This window comes from Caballeronia pedi (genome assembly GCF_001544915.2).
GTDB lineage: Bacteria > Pseudomonadota > Gammaproteobacteria > Burkholderiales > Burkholderiaceae > Caballeronia > Caballeronia pedi.
Genome location: NZ_FCOE02000059.1, coordinates 1 through 17,436, shown reverse-complemented (window position 1 = coordinate 17,436; position 17,436 = coordinate 1). Strand labels below are relative to the sequence as shown.

The 17,436-nt window shown below is 65.6% G+C and carries 14 protein-coding genes; 8 read left to right on the top strand and 6 right to left on the bottom strand.

Translation table 11 applies throughout. From position 1 onward, the window contains the following. The first annotated feature begins 14 nt into the window (after positions 1-14). Positions 15-926: a LysR family transcriptional regulator gene (locus AWB80_RS39570; protein WP_061180075.1), complete on the top strand. Its 912-nt coding sequence runs from the start codon at positions 15-17 to the stop codon at positions 924-926. A gap of 298 nt (positions 927-1,224) precedes the next feature. After that, positions 1,225-1,644: a hypothetical protein gene (locus AWB80_RS39565; RefSeq protein ID WP_244207010.1), complete on the top strand. Its 420-nt coding sequence runs from the start codon at positions 1,225-1,227 to the stop codon at positions 1,642-1,644. Positions 1,645-1,652: 8 nt separating this feature from the next. On the opposite strand, the gene lolA is transcribed toward AWB80_RS39565, so the two are convergent. Further along, complete coding sequence (lolA, locus tag AWB80_RS39560) at positions 1,653-2,333, bottom strand: outer membrane lipoprotein chaperone LolA (protein ID WP_061180058.1); 681 nt, start codon at positions 2,331-2,333, stop codon at positions 1,653-1,655. 32 nt (positions 2,334-2,365) lie between these two features. Next, complete coding sequence (locus AWB80_RS39555; protein ID WP_061180057.1) at positions 2,366-4,681, bottom strand: DNA translocase FtsK; 2,316 nt, start codon at positions 4,679-4,681, stop codon at positions 2,366-2,368. Positions 4,682-5,042: 361 nt separating this feature from the next. Between AWB80_RS39555 and trxB the strand changes: the two genes are divergently transcribed. The 5 genes from trxB (at position 5,043) to AWB80_RS39530 (ending at position 8,806) form a co-directional block, all read left to right on the top strand. Further along, the gene (trxB, locus tag AWB80_RS39550) at positions 5,043-6,038 is read left to right on the top strand and encodes a thioredoxin-disulfide reductase (protein ID WP_061180056.1); all 996 of its coding nucleotides are present in this window, start codon (positions 5,043-5,045) and stop codon (positions 6,036-6,038) included. A gap of 191 nt (positions 6,039-6,229) precedes the next feature. Then, on the top strand, positions 6,230-7,057 hold the full coding sequence (locus tag AWB80_RS39545) for a Smr/MutS family protein (protein ID WP_061180055.1): 828 nt from the start codon (positions 6,230-6,232) through the stop codon (positions 7,055-7,057). A 22-nt stretch (positions 7,058-7,079) separates the two neighbouring features. After that, positions 7,080-7,667: a trimeric intracellular cation channel family protein gene (locus AWB80_RS39540; RefSeq protein WP_208635762.1), complete on the top strand. Its 588-nt coding sequence runs from the start codon at positions 7,080-7,082 to the stop codon at positions 7,665-7,667. 107 nt (positions 7,668-7,774) lie between these two features. Next, positions 7,775-8,428: a protein-L-isoaspartate O-methyltransferase family protein gene (locus tag AWB80_RS39535; protein ID WP_061180053.1), complete on the top strand. Its 654-nt coding sequence runs from the start codon at positions 7,775-7,777 to the stop codon at positions 8,426-8,428. Between the two features lie 54 nt (positions 8,429-8,482). Then, positions 8,483-8,806, top strand: a complete 324-nt coding sequence (locus AWB80_RS39530; protein ID WP_061180052.1) for a rhodanese-like domain-containing protein — start codon at positions 8,483-8,485, stop codon at positions 8,804-8,806. A gap of 22 nt (positions 8,807-8,828) precedes the next feature. On the opposite strand, the gene AWB80_RS39525 is transcribed toward AWB80_RS39530, so the two are convergent. From AWB80_RS39525 to hemC, 4 genes are all read right to left on the bottom strand, one after another. Further along, a complete protein-coding gene (locus tag AWB80_RS39525) occupies positions 8,829-10,403 on the bottom strand; it encodes a GDSL-type esterase/lipase family protein (RefSeq protein WP_061180051.1) in 1,575 nt (524 codons plus the stop codon). 177 nt (positions 10,404-10,580) lie between these two features. Beyond that, positions 10,581-11,774 (bottom strand): heme biosynthesis protein HemY, encoded by a 1,194-nt coding sequence (locus AWB80_RS39520; RefSeq protein WP_061180074.1) that lies wholly within the window; start codon positions 11,772-11,774, stop codon positions 10,581-10,583. Next, the gene (gene hemDX / locus AWB80_RS39515; protein WP_061180050.1) at positions 11,774-13,906 is read right to left on the bottom strand and encodes a fused uroporphyrinogen-III synthase HemD/membrane protein HemX; all 2,133 of its coding nucleotides are present in this window, start codon (positions 13,904-13,906) and stop codon (positions 11,774-11,776) included. The genes AWB80_RS39520 and hemDX overlap by 1 nt, the downstream gene beginning before the upstream one ends. Beyond that, positions 13,906-14,913, bottom strand: a complete 1,008-nt coding sequence (gene hemC, locus AWB80_RS39510) for a hydroxymethylbilane synthase (protein ID WP_061180049.1) — start codon at positions 14,911-14,913, stop codon at positions 13,906-13,908. The genes hemDX and hemC overlap by 1 nt, the downstream gene beginning before the upstream one ends. Before the next feature lie 337 nt (positions 14,914-15,250). On the opposite strand from hemC, the gene AWB80_RS39505 reads away from it, so the two are divergent. Continuing rightward, on the top strand, positions 15,251-17,436 hold a 2,186-nt coding region (locus AWB80_RS39505), incomplete at its 3' end, for a phosphoenolpyruvate carboxylase (protein WP_061180073.1).

Sequence of the window (17,436 nt, the reverse complement as noted above, 5' to 3'; positions counted from 1 at the left end):
TAATGGCGCCGCCCATGTTCACGCACCTTTCCGACCTCGATCTGCGCCTGATCCGCGTGTTTCTCGCCATCGTCGATGCGGGCGGTGTCTCGTCGGCGCAGGCGACGCTCAACGTCGGGCAATCGACCATCAGCACGCAGCTCGCGACGCTCGAAACGCGGCTCGGCTACCGGCTCTGCGAGCGCGGACGCGGCGGCTTCGCGCTGACCTCGCGCGGCGAACAGTTCGTCGACGCGTGCAGGACACTGCTCGGGGCTATCGACACCTTCGACTCGACTGCGCGCAATGTCGGCAAGAAGCTCGTCGGCACGCTCACGCTCGGGATGATCGGCAACACGCCCGTCAGCGCAAATGCGCGCGTCAGTCAGGCGATCGCGCGATTCCGGCAGCGCGATGAATCCGTGCGCTTCGCGGTGCTCGTGCGCTCGCCGGGCGAACTGGAGGAAATGCTGCTGGCCGAACGCATTCAGATGGCGATCGGGTATTTCTGGCATCGCGTGCCATCGCTCGATTACACGGAGATCTTCGCGGAGGATCAACTCGCGTATTGCGGGCGCGAGCATCCGTTGTTCGCGCGGGCCGGACACGTCGGCGTGACGCAGGCGTTCGAGCATGACTGGGCGTGGCGCAGCTATCCGCTGCCCGAGGCGGGCGAACTCACGCCGCGCAATATCGGCGCGCTCGCGGACAACATGGAGGCCGTCGCGATGCTCGTGTTGTCGGGACGGCATCTCGGCTATCTGCCCGAGCATTTCGCCGCGCCGTATGTGAAGGACGGTTTGCTCGCGCCATTGAATCCGCAGGCGATGCGCTATCGCGTCGCATTTCAGATGGTCACGCGCGCGGAGCGTGCAAGCGATGCGCGTGAAGCAAAACGCGAAATCGTCGAGGCATTTATTGATGACATGCGAGCCGCGCACGCGTAACGGATACGTCCATTTATTTGATATAAAGCAAACAATTGATAATTACAAATGCTTTACAGCAAACAGTACATATTTTTTGGTTCAACATCAAAGACGCATCACCAGGGCAATAAGATTTTTCCGAATATCATTAGGCGCGCATCTCAAAATAAGGTTTAACGCTTCCTTCGGAGGCGGGATGCGCGTGTTCCCGTCGTGCTGGAACGCCAACTCTGCGTAAAACAGCACACTTTCCTTTGATGAGGAAAAGATGAACATAGCAAATCTGAGAGGTGCGAGGCTCGCTGCACGAATCGCAATGGCGAGCGCGACGGTCTATTGCTCCGTCGAAGCCGCGGCGGCTGGCGGCGTCATTTATTTCAGCGGCGCGCTGGTGGCGCCGCCGTTCAATGTGTCCGTTGAACCCTCGGGCGGATCGCGCATATCAGCCACGGCGGGGACGCACATGACCGAGACGGGCGGCCGAACGACCTATGTGACTTTCCTTCCCGACCCGCACAATCCACCTAAGGCAGAGCTGACGCTGTCAACCGCGAGCGGCGCAGGCCGCGCGGGTACGGTCACCGCAACGTTCAAGGATGGCAAGGGACGGCTCGTCAAGCCCGATGCCGCCGGGAAGTATGAGGTAGGCCCGCTCGGCGGCACGCTGTCGATGCGCGCGCATGACTATGCTTCGCCGTCCGCCGAGGGCGTGACCCTCGTGACGATCTATGACTGAACGCGTGCTTACCCGTTGATCACGTCCGCGCCCTTCGGCACGGTGAACTTGAAGGTATCGCTCTTGATCGGCGGGTTCTTCTGGATGTTCGAGAACGTGAGCAGCGTGACATTGCCGAACACGTCATGCAGTTCCATCGCCTGCAGGTTGCCGTCCTTGAAGCCGATGCCGACCGTCTCGAACTGCGTGTCCTTCGCCTTCGGCGTGAGTTCGAGCCAGTCGATGCCGCCCTTCTCGCCCGCATCACGCAGGTTGAAGTTCTTTTCCAGATCGTTGCTGCCGAACAGAATCGCCGCCGGGCTCGCGCCGAGCGAACCGCCGAGCGTGCGCACCGTGACCTGATTCAGGTCCTTGTCGTAGACGTAGAGCTTGTCGCCATCGGCCTGCAGGATTTGCGAATACGGCTTCTGATAGGACCAGATGAACTTGCCTGGCCGCGCGAACATGAACGTGCCGCTGGAGGTCGCGCCCTTGGTCGGCACCGTGGTCGAAGTGGCGCCGTTGTTCGCTTTGCCGGGCGCCTTGATTTCCTGCTGCGTGAAGTCGCCGCGCGCCGCGCGCACCTGCGACACGAATGCCTTCAACTGTTCCGTGCCGCTCGCGAATGCGTGCGATGCAAACAGCATCGACGCCGAAAACAATGCAGCGCTCAAGACCTTGAGCGTGCGGTTCCCCGTATGGTGTTTCATCGTTGTGTTCTCCCTTTGATTCCCGGCGCGCGTCATTGCTCGTCGCGCGCCGGCGTCAGGATTTCGCGGTTGCCGTTCGACGACATCGCCGACACGAGCCCCGAGTTCTCCATCTGTTCGAGCAGACGCGCCGCGCGGTTGTAGCCGATGCGCAAATGCCGCTGCACGAGCGAAATCGATGCGCGCCGGTTCTTGATGACGACCTCGACCGCCTGATCGTACAAGGGGTCCGACTCGCCATCGGCGCCGGCGGTTCCGCCCGCGCCCGCCGAGCCTTCGTCGCCCTCGCCCGCGAGGCCGCCTTCGAGAATGCCCTCGATATAGTTCGGCTCGCCGTGTTCCTTCAGCTTGTCGACGACGCGATGCACTTCCTCGTCCGAGACGAACGCGCCGTGCACGCGCACCGGCAGGCCGGAGCCCGGCGGCAGATAGAGCATGTCGCCCATGCCGAGCAGCGACTCGGCGCCCTGCTGATCGAGAATCGTGCGCGAATCGATCTTCGACGACACCTGGAACGCCATGCGCGTCGGCACGTTCGCCTTGATGAGGCCGGTGATCACGTCCACGGACGGACGCTGCGTCGCCAGAATCAGGTGGATGCCCGCCGCGCGCGCCTTCTGCGCGATGCGCGCGATCAGCTCTTCGACCTTCTTGCCGACGACCATCATCAGGTCGGCGAGCTCGTCGATCACGACGACGATGTGCGGCAGGCGCGTGAGCGGTTCGGGCTCGTCCGGCGTGAGGCTGAACGGGTTCGGAATCTTTTCGTCGCGCTTTTTCGCTTCGTCGATCTTGGTGTTGAAGCTCGCGAGATTGCGCACGCCCATCTTGCTCATCAGCTTGTAGCGGCGCTCCATTTCCGCGACCGCCCAGTTGAGCGCGTGGCCGGCCTGCCGCATGTCGGTGACGACCGGACACAGCAAGTGTGGAATGCCTTCGTAGACGCTCATTTCGAGCATCTTCGGGTCGATGAGGATGAGGCGCACCTGATCCGCGCTCGCCTTGTAGAGCAGCGAGAGAATCATCGCGTTGATGCCGACCGACTTGCCCGAGCCCGTCGTGCCCGCGACCAGCAAGTGAGGCATCTTCGCGAGATCGGCGCAGACCGGATTGCCGCCGATGTCCTTGCCGAGGCCCATCGTCAGCGGCGAGGCGCCGTTCGCGTAGACTTCGGAGCCGAGAATCTCGGAGAGCTTCACGGTCTGACGGCGCTGGTTCGGCAATTCGAGCGCCATGAAGTTCTTGCCCGGAATGGTCTCGACGACGCGGATCGACACCAGCGACAGCGAACGCGCGAGGTCCTTCCCGAGCCCGACGATCTGACTGCCCTTCACGCCCGTCGCCGGTTCGATCTCGTAGCGCGTGACGACCGGCCCCGGATACGCCGCGACCACGCTCACCTCGACGCCGAAGTCCTTCAGCTTCTTCTCGATGAGACGCGACGTGTATTCGAGCGTATCGGCGGCGATGGTTTCCTGCGTCTTCGGCGGCGCATCGAGCAGCGCGAGCGGCGGCAGCGTGGAATCGCCCGGCAGGTCCTTGAAGAGCGGCACCTGCTTTTCCTTCTCGGCGCGCTCGGAACGCGCGGGCGCGGGCGCGGCGGGCACGATCATCACCGGCTCGTGGTCCTCGCTCTTTTCGCGCGAGCGCACCACCTTGCCTTCGCGCTTGACCGCGGCGGCTTCGCCGAGCTTGCGGTCGCGGCCCGCTTCGCGGCGCAGTTGCGCGCCGGTGATCGCGTTGAGGATGCCGTCTCCCACCTTCTCGCATACGGACAGCCACGAAAAGCGGAAATACAGCGACAGGCCGATCGCCAGCGCGATCAGCAGAAAGAGCGTGGCGCCCGTGAAGCCGAGCGCATGCGATACATGCCGCGCGACCACGTCGCCGACGACGCCGCCCGGCGCGCGCGGCAACTGCACCTTGAGCGACCACATGCGCAGCGCCTCGATGCCGTCGCTCGCGAGCAGCACCAGCACGAACGCGAACGCTTCGGCGAGCCAGGTGCGATCCTTCGGCGCGTCTTCATCGACGACGGGCGGCAGCGTGATACGCCGATAGTTCGCGACGATGCGCCGCGCGAGCAGCACGATCAGCCAGTACGAGGACAGCCCGAACACGAGCAGCAGAATGTCCGACGTGTACGCGCCGACGCGCCCCGCCCAGTTCGAGATGTGATCGATGCTCACCGCATGGGTCCAGCTCGGGTCCTTGCGGCTGTACGAGAGCAGCGCCATCACGAGGAAGAGTCCGAGCGCGACCTGGAGAATCCAGCGAATTTCGGTGAAGAGCCGCGACATGCGGTGCGGCAATGCCTGCGGGCTCGCGGAATAGGTAGCTTTGGCCATTGATTCGGTGTCGCTGTGTGTCGCTTGCTTGCGGCCTCGCGCCGATGCACCGGGGCCGCATGGAACGGTGGCCTATTGTAAACGCTGCATTGCAGTGAACGGCGCAAAAACGGCCGCGTTCTTGCAACCTGTAACACTCGTCACGCGCTCGTCACGCGGCCCGGCCCACCCGCCGGGCCTATCAAACCGATTGAAAGGTTCACTCGGAAGGCTTTTCCAGCGGCCTTTATAATCCCTCTTTTGCACCTAAATACGGTTCATCGGAAGCGCGCCGGCGCCGTCTCGCGGCCACGCGCCACGCCGCCGGCGTCTTCGCTGGTGTCGAAGTTTCCGAGCTGACCATCAAAAACGGACCATCATCATGTCTTCGCCCAAACACGCCAAAGTGCTGATTCTCGGTTCCGGCCCCGCCGGTTACTCCGCCGCGGTGTACGCCGCGCGCGCGAACCTGTCGCCGCTGCTCATCACCGGCCTGGCGCAAGGCGGCCAGCTGATGACCACCACGGACGTCGAGAACTGGCCGGCGGACCCGTCGGGGGTGCAGGGCCCGGAACTGATGCAGCGTTTCGAGGAACATGCGCGCCGCTTCAACACCGAGATCGTGTTCGATCACATCCACACCGCGAAGCTCAACGAGCGACCGTTCCGTCTGATCGGCGATTCGGGCGAGTACACCTGCGACTCGCTCGTCATCGCCACGGGCGCATCGGCGCAATATCTCGGCGTGCCGTCGGAAGAAGCGTTCATGGGCAAGGGCGTATCGGCCTGCGCAACCTGCGACGGCTTCTTCTATCGCAACGGCGAAGTCGCGGTGATCGGCGGCGGCAACACCGCGGTCGAAGAAGCGATCTATCTCGCGGGCATCGCGAAGAAGGTGACGGTCGTGCATCGCCGCGACAAGTTCCGCGCCGAGCCGATTCTCATCGATCGCCTGCTCGCGAAGGAAAAGGAAGGCATCGTCGATATCAAATGGAATCACGTCCTCGACGAAGTCACCGGCGATCAATCCGGCGTCACCGGACTGCGCATCAAGGATACGCAGTCGGGCAACACCACCGACATCGCGCTGCAAGGCGTGTTCGTCGCGATCGGGCACAAGCCGAACACCGATCTCTTCATCAACCAGCTCGAGATGAAGAACGGCTACATCATCACGAAGGGCGGCACCACGGGCGACGCCACCGCGACCAGCATCCCCGGCGTGTTCGCGGCGGGCGACGTGCAGGATCACGTATATCGCCAGGCGATCACGAGCGCGGGCACGGGCTGCATGGCCGCGCTCGACGCGCAGCGCTACCTCGAAACCATCGACGAAACGCCGACTCCGCATTCGATGAGCCACGAAGCGGACCGCTGATCGGGCGTCATCCGGGCGCGGCGACGCGCGGCGAGCCGGTAAAATGGAGATCGCCCGCTTTTGCAGCGCCCTGCCGGTTCATGGCGGCACGCAGATGAAAACGGGCCACGGTTCACGCCGTCGGCCCGTTTTCATTGGGGCGCGACGTTGCGCGCGGCACCCGATTCCTGTCGACTTCCGCTGGCCGAACGATGCCGAAGAATCTCCCACATCCGAACGAACCGAAAGTCCGGCGCAAGGAAGCGCCGCGTCCGGGCGCGTCCGTCGATACGAAGCCGGCCGAGCCGCGCGATGTCGCCGCCGCCGTGAAGCGCGACGGGCTCGCGGGTCTGTCGTCGCTGAAGCGCGCGCTGAAGGCCGACGCCGAGAAGCGCGAAGTGCAACGCGTCGCGGCGGCGCGCGCCGAGCGCGAGGCCGTCGTCGATGGCGACGAGTTCCGCCGTTCGATCGGCGCGGTCGAGCCGCTCAAGACGCCGCCGCGCACAACGGTCACGCGCGTGCCGCCCCCGCCGGTGCCGCTGCAAAGCCGCCGCGACGAGGAAGCCGTGCTGCAGGAAGCGCTCTCCGACGAATACGATCCCGAAAGCCTGCTCGATATCGACGAAACGCTGTCCTTCCACCGCCCCGGCATCAGCCAGGAAGTCGTGAGGAAGCTGCGGCGCGGCGCGTGGATCGTGCAGGCGCAGCTCGATCTGCACGGCATGCGGCGCGAGGAAGCGCGCGAGGCGCTCGCGGAATTCATCCGCGAATCGGTGAAGCGCGGCTTGCGGTGTCTGCGCGTGATCCACGGCAAGGGGCTCGGCTCCATCGGCCGCGAGCCGGTGCTCAAGGGCAAGGTGCGCGCGTGGCTCGTGCAGAAGTCGGAAGTGATCGCGTTCTGTCAGGCGCGGCCTCACGACGGCGGCGCGGGCGCGGTGCTCGTGCTGCTGCAGCCGGGCGGCGCGCCACGGCATCATAACCATCCGCAGGACAAGGGCCACGGCAAGCATCCTTATCCGGGGCCGGGCCGTGCATCCTAGACTGACCCTCGCCATCACGATCATGGAGGCGCTCGCGATCTTCGCGTACGCCTTCTCCGGGCTTCTCGAGGCGCGCAAGCGCCGGCTCGACGCGGTCGGCGCGTTTCTCGTCGCGCTCGTCACCGCGTTCGGCGGCGGCACGGTGCGCGACGTGCTGCTCTCGCGCCGCCCGTTCTACTGGGTCGAGCATCAGGATTACGTGCTGTTCATCTTCGCGATGGCGATTTTCGCGCCACTTTTCCTGCGCGTGACCTCGCGTCTGTTCGATCAGCGCGCGATGCTCGTCACCGATGCGGTCGGGCTCGGCCTCTTCAGCGTATCGGGCACCTCGATCGCGCTCGACGCGCAGATGCCCGCCTTCACCGCGACGATGATGGGCGTCGTCACGGGCGTGTTCGGCGGCGTCCTGCGCGACGTGCTCTGTAACGAGATTCCGCTGATCCTGCGCGACTCGCGTCCGTACGCGGTCTGCGCGTTCGCGGGCTGCTGGATGTATATCGGGCTGGAGCGGCTGGAGGTCGACACGATCTACAACGTCCTCATTTCGACGGCGTTCATCCTGATCGCGCGGCTCATCACGTTCAAGTTCGATATGCGGCTGCCGCACTAGCGCGAAACGGGCGGGAAAACCCCTCGTTTTGCTACAATCGCATAGTTTTCTGACCCCGCATCCGGCCGCGACGCAGTGCGCTCCGGTCGCCACCACGCACACAGAACATGAACATCGAGCAAGCGCGTTTCAACATGATCGAGCAACAGATTCGCCCCTGGGAAGTGCTGGACCAGGACGTGCTGAACCTGCTCGCGATCGTCAAGCGCGAGAACTTCGTTCCCGCCGCGTACCGCAACATCGCTTTCGCGGACCTCGAAATTCCGCTGCCCGGCGGCGAGCGCATGCTCGCGCCCAGGGTCGAAGCGCGCATCTTGCAGGAACTCGCGCTTCACAAGGGCGAAACCGTGCTGGAAATCGGCACGGGCTCGGGTTACATGGCGGCGCTGCTCGCGCATCGCGGGCGCAGCGTGACGAGCATCGAAATCTCGCCGGAACTCGCCGATTTCGCGAAGCAGAATCTCACCGCGAACGGCGTGACGAACGTGGACGTGATCACCGGCGACGGCGCGCTCGGCTGGGATCAGGGCGCGCCCTACGACGTGATCTGCGTGTCGGGCGGCCTGCCGGTCATGCCGCAGCAGTTTCTGGAGCAACTGAAGATCGGCGGGCGCATCGCGGCGTTCGTCGGCGCCGCGCCGGTCATGAAGGCGCAGATCATCACGCGCGTGGACGAAAAGCAGTTCCGCGTGTCGGATGTGTTCGAAACGCTCGTCGCGCCGCTGAAGAACGCGGTGCATCCTTCGCAGTTCAAGTTCTAAGCTGAAAGCGCGCTGCCGGTCGCATCCGGCAGCGTGCGTCCTGCCGGAATCTCCATGCAAAATCTCACCGCACCCGAACTCGCCGCGTGGCTCGCAGATGATTCGCGCCCCGCTCCCGTCCTGCTCGACGTGCGCGAGCCCTGGGAAATCCAGACGGCGAAGCTGGCCAACATCGTCGCGATCCCGATGCGCGAGATCCCCGCGCGCAGCGAGGAACTCGACGACGAAGCGCAGATTGTCTGCATCTGCCACCACGGCGCACGCAGCGCGCAAGTCGCGATGTTCCTGGAATCGCGCGGCTTCACGAAGACGTTCAACCTGTACGGCGGCATCGACGCATGGTCGCGTCAGGTCGATCCGTCGGTTCCCACGTACTGATTTCCTCAGTAACGAGCGCGCTTCATCCCGCGCTCGACCACAGCGCCGTGCCGTGCGGCGAATAGATGACGAGATGCCCGTCCTTCTGGATCGCCGCATACGCGCCCGGAACCGACGTGCGCGTCTGCCAGACCATCGCGCCATTGCTGTCGTACATCACGAGGTTGCCGTCTTCCTGCATGCGGATTTCGACGCCCGGCGTGCCGCTCACATGCGATGACCAGATCGTCTCGCCGTTCAGCACGGCGACGAGATAGCCGTCGTCCTGCAAGGTCAGCTCGACGCTTCCGCTGCACGCCGCGAGCGACTGTCCCATCGCGATACCCTCTCCCGTCGTCAGCCGGCCGCACGCGCTTGGCGCGTTGATCGGCGGCAGCGCGGCGAACCAGGTCAGATCGACGGCATTGGCGATCGCCTGCATGCCCGCGTCGTTCGGATGCAGATCGTCGCCGCTGTTGTAGCCGCGCGCGTAGGCGGCAGCGGCATCCGCACTCGACGGGTCGCCCAGCACTTGCGCCTGATCCAGCACGGCATCGCAGCCGCTGTTTCCGCTGCGCAGGAACGCGTTCACCGTCTGGCGCGTGTCTTCGATCGCGGGCGTCCATTCAGCCACGCCTTCGAACGGCGTCAGGGTCGAGCAGATCACGCCGACCTTCGCATCGCCCGCCTGTCGCGTGAGCCGCTGATACGCGTTCATGAGCTGCTGCGCGCTCGGCGGATTGCCGCTGATGAGGTTGTTCACCGCATCGTCGGAAATGATCACCCACTTCACGTTCGCCTGCCCGAGCACGTCGCGGGGAAAGCGCGTGAGGCCGGCCTGGCCGGAGGCGTCGGTGAAGAAGTCATTGCCGCTGATGCCCTGATTCAGCACGCCCACGGTCATGCCCGCGCGGTTCAGCCGCTCCGCCAGCCGGTTCGGCCAGCGCCGGTTCGTGTTGGGCGTGGACCCCGCGCCTTCCGTGATCGACGCGCCGAATGCGACCACCGCGCCCGTCGCGGCGGCGTTCATCACGTCGACATTGGTGAGGAAATAGTTGGACTGGCCGCCCGCCGCGTTCGCGACGCCGCTCGTGAAGTTCGAATCCGCGCTCACGTCGCCCGGCGCGATATAGACGTCCTGCATCGCGTCGATGTGGCCGGTCGAGTTCGGCGGCGTCTGCGATGGAATGTGCATGCTCACGGCGATATCGGCGAGCGCCGGCACCTGAAACGCGACGGCGTCGCTCTGCACCGAGCCGCCGGCGGGAATCGTCACGTAGGACTGGCCGTTGAAGGTCACGGGCCGGTCGGTGCCCGCGACCGTGCGCGCCCCGCGCAAACGGCGCGCGATGCGCACGTCGCCGATCGTGACCGGTTTCGAGCCGAAGAGATTGGAAAGCGTGAGCCGCGCCGCCGTGCCGCCGATGCTCGTATGCACGATCTGGCGAATCGTCTGATTGTTGAAGCCCGGATCGGATGTAACGGCGGGCGCGCTCGACCAGGTTCCGGTCCACGGCGCGTTCGTGATGACGCCCTGCGCGAAGTAGTGCGACGTATCGGGCCAGCACAGAAAGACGACGAGCGCGAGCCCGATCAGCTTTTGAAGCCCTCGTTTCACTCAGCCTCCGCGACATCATTTTTGGTAGAGGGAAACTAGACCATGATGTCCCGTTCATGGCCGTGCGCTGGCGTACAGACAACGCGAAAACGGTGGATTCGCCGCGCATCAAAAAAAACGGGCCGCATGAACAATTCGCCCATGCGGCCCGTTCCTGTGCGCCTGACGGCTTGCGGGTCAGACCACGTTCATCGCCAGCGCGCTCGCGCGATAATGCTCCGCCGCCTTGTCCGTGTCGCCCAGTTGCTCATGCAGACGGGCGAGCGCGCGATGCGTGCGGATCTTGAGCGGCTCGTTGTCGGCGAGCTTGAGCGCCGATTCGAGGAAGGCCTGCGCCTTGCCCCACAACTGCTGATGCAGGCACAGGCGGCCGAGCGTGAACAGCAGGTCGGCGTCTTCGGTACGCTCCTTCTGCCACGCTTCGGCGCGCTGGATCAGCGGGAACGCGTCGCCGCCGACGATGCAATCCGGATAGCGCCGCAAGAGCCGCGCGTCCCAGTTGTGCGCGAGCGCGTCCTCGACGATCTTCTTCGCCTCCGCGCGGCGATCCAGCGCGATCAGCAGTTCGGCGGCGAGATCGGCCAGACGCGGCGACTGGCGCTCGGTCGCCGACAGCGATTGCCACAGTTCGAGCAGCGCATCGGGATTGTGCCGGCGATCGCGCAGCAGGTTTTCCGCCGCCACCTGACGCAGCCGCACCGCGACCGCCGGATGCAGCGCCTCGCGTTTTTCCAGCATGCGCACGAGCTTCAGCACTTCGCTCCAGTTCTTCAACTGCTGTTGCGCGCGCAAGGCGATCTGCTGCGCGTGGATGCGTCGTCCGCCCTGCGCCTGCATCTCGGTCAGCGCGATGAGCGCGCCGTCGGCGTCGCGGCCATCGGCGCGCATGTCGGCGGTCGCCATCAGGCGCGCGTCCTGCCATTCGGCGCCGCCGACTTGCGTCAGCCATTCGTCGCGCCGCGCGTACTCGTGCAGACGATGCGCCGCGTTCGCACCGATGAGCCCGGCCGCGCCCTTGTTGGCATCGACGGAAAGCGCATCGCGCGCGGCCTTCTCGGCCTTCGAGAAGCGTCCGGCGTACAGATGCCCGACTGCATCACGCAGCGACGCGTTCGCCTTCGCGAGCTTGCTGCGCGCGCGGTAGGCGGCGACGCGCGACGGCATCTTCCACACGCCGCGCGCCGCGCGGATGATCGCGTACAGCACGATGAACAGCACGACGAGCGCCACCGCGAACAGGTTGAGCGACATGTCCACGCGATACGGCGGCATCACGAGCAGGATCTGTCCGCCGTTGAAGCCGCCGACCGTCGCGACGATCACCGCGACGGCGAACAGCAGCGCGAGCCAGATGAGTCCACGAATCGTCATCATCCGCCTCGCTTGAACTGATGGACGGCGGCGAGGCTCGCGTTCAGGTTCGGCACGGCGACGGCGAGCGACGCCTGATCGACCTGCTTCACGAGCTCGCGCACGGCCTGCACTTTGCGGGACGACGCATCGAAGTAGCGCGCGAGCGACGCGTCGGCGGCATGCAGATCGGACTTGAGCGTCGGCTCGCTGCGCGACAGCAGCGACAGACGCGCGGACAGCAGGCGCAGCTTCACGTTCTCGCGCACGAAATAACCCTGATCGGGCGACGTGAGCATGGCGTCGGCATTGTCGATGCGGCGCACCGACACGAGGCTCGACAACTGCTGGCCGATGCCGCTCGTGATCTGACGCCACAGCACCTTCCAGCGCGGCTCGCCGGTCGCCGCCGCGATCGACGCGCTGTTTGCCGGCTCGGCGGCCTGCGCCTGCGCGCGCGCGATCGGCGCTTCGCCCGCGAGCGGCAACTGATCGATCTGGTCGATGGCCGTGTCGAGCTTGATCGCGAGCCCCGTCAGATCGGTGGTGGGCGTGGCCTTCAGCTTGTCGATATCCTGCGCGATCGCCTTGCGGATCGCCACGACCTGAGGGCCGTTGGTCGCGGCCAGCCGCGTGTCGGCGCTTTGCAGCGCGAACAGCGCGAGTTGCACGTTGCCGGTGAGTTGCAACTGCTGGCTCGCGCTCGACAGAATCTGCTCGACCTCGGCGACGGTCCAGTCGTCGCGGTTGCTCGCGAGATCCTGATATTGCTGCTGGAGCGCCTGGCTGTGCGCTTCGGCATCGGCGAGCTTGCCTTGCAACTGGATGATCTGCGTGTTGAGCGCGGTGGTCGCGCTCGCGGCCTGATCGGCCTTCGCGCGCAGATCGGCGTTCTGGTCGTCGGCTTGCGCCACGCGCTGCGCCAGTTGTGCATCGGCGCGGTCGAACTTGCGGTTCAGGACGAAGGCGCCCGCGCCCGCCGCCACCGCCAGAATGACCACGACGAACCACAACAACACGATGGCCGCGCCGCCGCGCCGCTTCTGCTGCTCGAAAGGCGTGAAGGGCGTGTTCGGCGGCACGGGCGGTGTCACGTTCGGCTGAGGTGAGGCTTTCTTGGAATCGTTCGAATCAGTCATGCGTGATTGAGCCGTTTGGTGGGCCGGCGCGGTGGCCGGATGGGCGTCCGTCGGCGCGGATGAGGAATGGATCGAACTCGATGCGCTCGATGCGTTCGCTGTTGCGCTCGCCTGTGCGTGGGCCTCCGGATCGCGTGAGTTGCCTGGTGACTCCGCCTGCGCGATTGCCGCGGCGGTATCGGGCGGGAACAGCGCTTCCAGTGCGTGAGCGATGCGTTCGTCGCCCGCGCCGGACACCGTAATCCTATCAAAACCCGCTCCCCGCGCGGCTTCGGCGATGCGCGGGTGCGGGCAGACGAGCGGCGTGCGCCTGAGCAGCACGATTTCGTCGGCGGTGAGATGCTCGTGCGCGAGCTCGGCGAGATTGCGCACGCCTTCGGAACTCGTCAGCAGCCACGCGTGCGGTTGGCCCGCGAGCAGTTCGTGGATGCGCTCCCATTTCTGCATCGACGGCTCGGGCAGCACGCGGCGATATGCGGCAGCCTTGTCGACACGCGCGCCCGCTTCGACGAGACGCTCGGCGAGCCACTCGCGGCCACCATCGCCGCGCACGATCAGCACACGCTTGCCTGCCAGACCGTTCGCGCCGAAATACGCTTCGATCGCCGCATAGAGCGCTTCCGAATCGAAGCGCGGATCGGCATCTTCGGTCGATGGACTGATCACCCGATGCGAAGGCAAATTGACGCCCTGCCGCGCGAGCGCCGCGACCGAGCCCGGCCCGACCACGGCAACCGGCAGATCCGCGGGCCACGGCGCGCCGAACCGGCTGAACGCATGATCGATCGCATTCGGCGACACGAACACGACGAGCGCGTAGCGCCCCGCCGCATCGGGCGGCAGATAGAGCTCGTCGAGCGCGGCGCGCAGCGGCGCTTCGTCGGCGACGGGCGCGATATCGATGAGCGGAAATTCCAGCGTGTCGAAGCCCGCGCTCGCGAGCTGCGCGAGCAATGCGGACGATTGCCCGTCCGGACGCGTGACGACGATGGTGGCGCGGCGCTCGCTCGCCATCAGGACTTCGGCCCCGAAGGCGCGGTGTTCGGGCCGTCCGCGCGGCCCATGGTCGTGAGCGCGTTGACGATGTCCATCGCGCCCTGCGCTTCCAGGTCCGACGACACGCGTTTTCCGAGCGCGAGCGCGGCGGCGAGATCGGGCGCATTCACGGCTTCTTCCGCGCGCAGCACGCGCTTGCCATCGGGCATCGACACCGCGCCGCGCAGATGCAGCGCGCCATCGAGCCACACGGCATGCGCCGCGAGCGGCACTTCGCAACTGCCGCCGAGCGCGCGCGACACCGCGCGTTCCGCCTCGACCGCGAGCGCGGTGGGTTCGTCGTGCAAGGGTTTGAGCCACGCGAAGAGATCGGCGCGATCCGCGCGAATCTCGATGCCCAGCGCGCCCTGCCCCGCCGCCGGCAGGCTATCCGATGGATCGAGCAGCGCACGGATGCGCGCTTCGAGCCCGAGCCGCTTCAAACCGGCGGCCGCGAGAATGATCGCGGCGTACTCGCCGCGATCCAGCTTGCCGAGCCGCGTGTCCAGATTGCCGCGCAACGGACGCACTTCGAGATGAGGAAAGCGCGCGCGGATCATCGCTTCGCGGCGCAAACTCGACGTCCCGACGACGCTTCCCGCTGGCAACGCATCGAGCGATTCGTAATGCGGCGACACGAACGCATCGCGCGGATCTTCACGCTCCAGAATGGCACCGAGCGCAAAGCCTTCGGGCAGTTCCATCGGGACATCTTTCAGCGAATGCACGGCGAGATCGGCTCGGCCATCGGCGAGCGCGGCTTCGAGTTCCTTCACGAAGAGACCCTTGCCGCCGACCTTCGATAACGTACGATCGAGAATCTGATCGCCACGTGTCGTCATTCCGAGGATTTTCACGTCGCAAGATGGATATAATTTGTGCAGCGCACACCGCACATGCTCGGCCTGCCACATCGCAAGCCGGCTTTCCCGCGAAGCGATGGTGATGCTCGCGGGCGGTGTCGTTGAATGCGTCTCGGAATTCATTGATGCTCGATCGAATGACGGGATGGATGAATAGACATTAGCGAACAATGGTAGCACGCACGCCAAGGTCCACAGACACCCAGGCAGCGCGCGAGAGCCTTGTCCGATGCGCCTTTCCGGGCGTCCGCGGTGCGTTTCTTATCGAGTGAACGGCGGCGGCAGCCGCAGCGAGCGCGATGAACGCGTCAGGGCGCGAAGAACGCCGCGGCATGCTGTCGCCGGTTTGACGCACGGCCGTTCGTACGGCCTGCGGTTTCCTGCCCGATGCGGCGCCCGTTTGGGTTGCGGCATCACGTCGATGTGGCTTTGGCTTCGCAGCTTCTGAGAGGAACCCAACGTGACGTCTTCTGGATCGGCTCGCCCGGCGCGCCGCAACGCCGCATTGCCCAAGTCTTCCTCCTCCGACGCGCCCCGCGCGGCGTCGTCGCCCATCGTCACGAAGGCCGCGACGGCCGCGAAGGCATCGAAAGCGGCCATTGCGCCAAAGCCGAGGCCCGCCATCAAGCCGGCAGCGAAACGCGTGGCGACCAAAGCGAAAGCGCCGGCTGTGAACGGCGCGAAGCCCGCCAGCCGCACGCGCGACGACAAGGACCGCCCGCTCTTCGAGGACATCCGCTTCCTCGGCCGCCTGCTCGGCGAAGTGCTGCGCGAGCAGGAAGGCGACGCCGTGTTCGATGTCGTCGAAGCCATTCGTCAGACGGCCGTGAAGTTCCGCCGCGAAGACGACAGCGAAGCCGCTCAGGCGCTGGAGAAAAAGCTGCGCGCGCTGTCGCCGGAACAGACCGTCTCTGTCGTGCGCGCGTTCAGCTACTTCTCGCATCTCGCGAATATCGCGGAAGACCGCCATCACAATCGCCGCCGCCGCATTCACGCGCTCGCGGGCTCAGGCTCCCAGCCGGGCACCATCGCCTATGCGATCGAGCGCATGCGTGAGCACAAGAACGTCAGTTCCACGCGCAAGCTGCTCGACAAATTCTTCGGCGATGCGCTCATCGTGCCCGTCCTCACCGCGCATCCGACCGAAGTGTCGCGCAAGAGCATTCTCGATGCGCAGCACGACATCGCGCGCCTGCTCGCCGAGCGCGACCAGGAACTGACCGACCGCGAACGCGCACAGAACGCGGCAGTGTTGCGCGCGCGCGTGACATCGCTGTGGCAGACGCGCATGCTGCGCGACACGCGCCTCTCCGTCACCGATGAAATCGACAACGCGCTGTCGTACTATCGCGCGACTTTCCTCGCGGAGATTCCCGCGCTCTACGCCGATATCGAAGGCGCGCTCGCCGAACACGGCCTGCCCGTGCGCCTGCCGCCGTTCTTTCAGATGGGAAGCTGGATCGGCGGCGATCGCGACGGCAATCCGTTCGTCACCGGCGAGACGCTCGAAACCGCGATCACCCGCCAGGCGATCGTCATCTTCGAGCACTATCTGGAAGAGGTGCACAAGCTCGGCGCGGAACTGTCCGTGTCGAACCTGCTCGCCGGTTCGAGCGATGCGCTGAAAGCACTCGCCGATGCCTCGCCGGATCAATCGCCGCATCGCACCGACGAGCCGTATCGGCGGGCGCTCATCGGCATTTACACGCGGCTCGCGGCGAGCGCGCGCGTGCGGCTGGGCGAAGGCGTCGTCGCCGTGCGCAGCGCGGGGCCGGGCGCGCCGCAGATTCGCGCGAAGCCTTACGCCGACGCCGCCGAATTCTCGCGCGACCTGCATGTGCTGGTCGATTCGCTCGCGGAACATCATGGCGCGTCGATGTCGATCCTGCGTCTGTCGCCGCTCGCGCGCGCCGCCGAGGTGTTCGGCTTCCATCTCGCGAGCATCGACTTGCGGCAGAGTTCGGACATTCACGAGGCGGTCGTCACGGAGCTGCTCGCGCGCGCGGGCGTCGTCGCGGATTACGCGTCGCTTTCCGAAGAGCAGAAGCGCGAGGTGCTGCTGAAGGAACTCGCGCAGCCGCGTCCGCTGCGCATTCCCTACGCGCAATACTCCGATCTCGCGAAGAGCGAACTCGGCGTGCTCGAAGCCGCCCACGAAACGCGCGCGAAGTTCGGCACGCGCGCGGTGCGCAACTACATCATCTCGCACACGGAAACCGTCAGCGATCTGCTCGAAGTGATGCTGCTGCAGAAGGAAACGGGCGTGCTGCAAGGCTGTCTCGGCGCCAAGGACGATTCCCCGCACGACGGCCTGATGGTCATTCCGCTGTTCGAGACCATCGCCGACTTGCGCAATGCGCCTGTCATCATGGGCGAGTTCTTCGCGCTGCCGGGCATCGACAAGCTCATCGAGAATCAGGGCAACGAGCAGGAAGTGATGCTCGGTTACTCGGACAGCAACAAGGACGGCGGCTTTCTCACGTCGAACTGGGAGCTGTATCGCGCGGAACTGGCGCTCGTCGCGCTCTTCAAGGAACGCGGCACGACCTTGCGCCTTTTCCATGGCCGCGGCGGCACGGTCGGACGCGGCGGCGGCCCGACCTATCAGGCGATTCTGTCGCAGCCGCCCGGCACCGTCGACGGGCA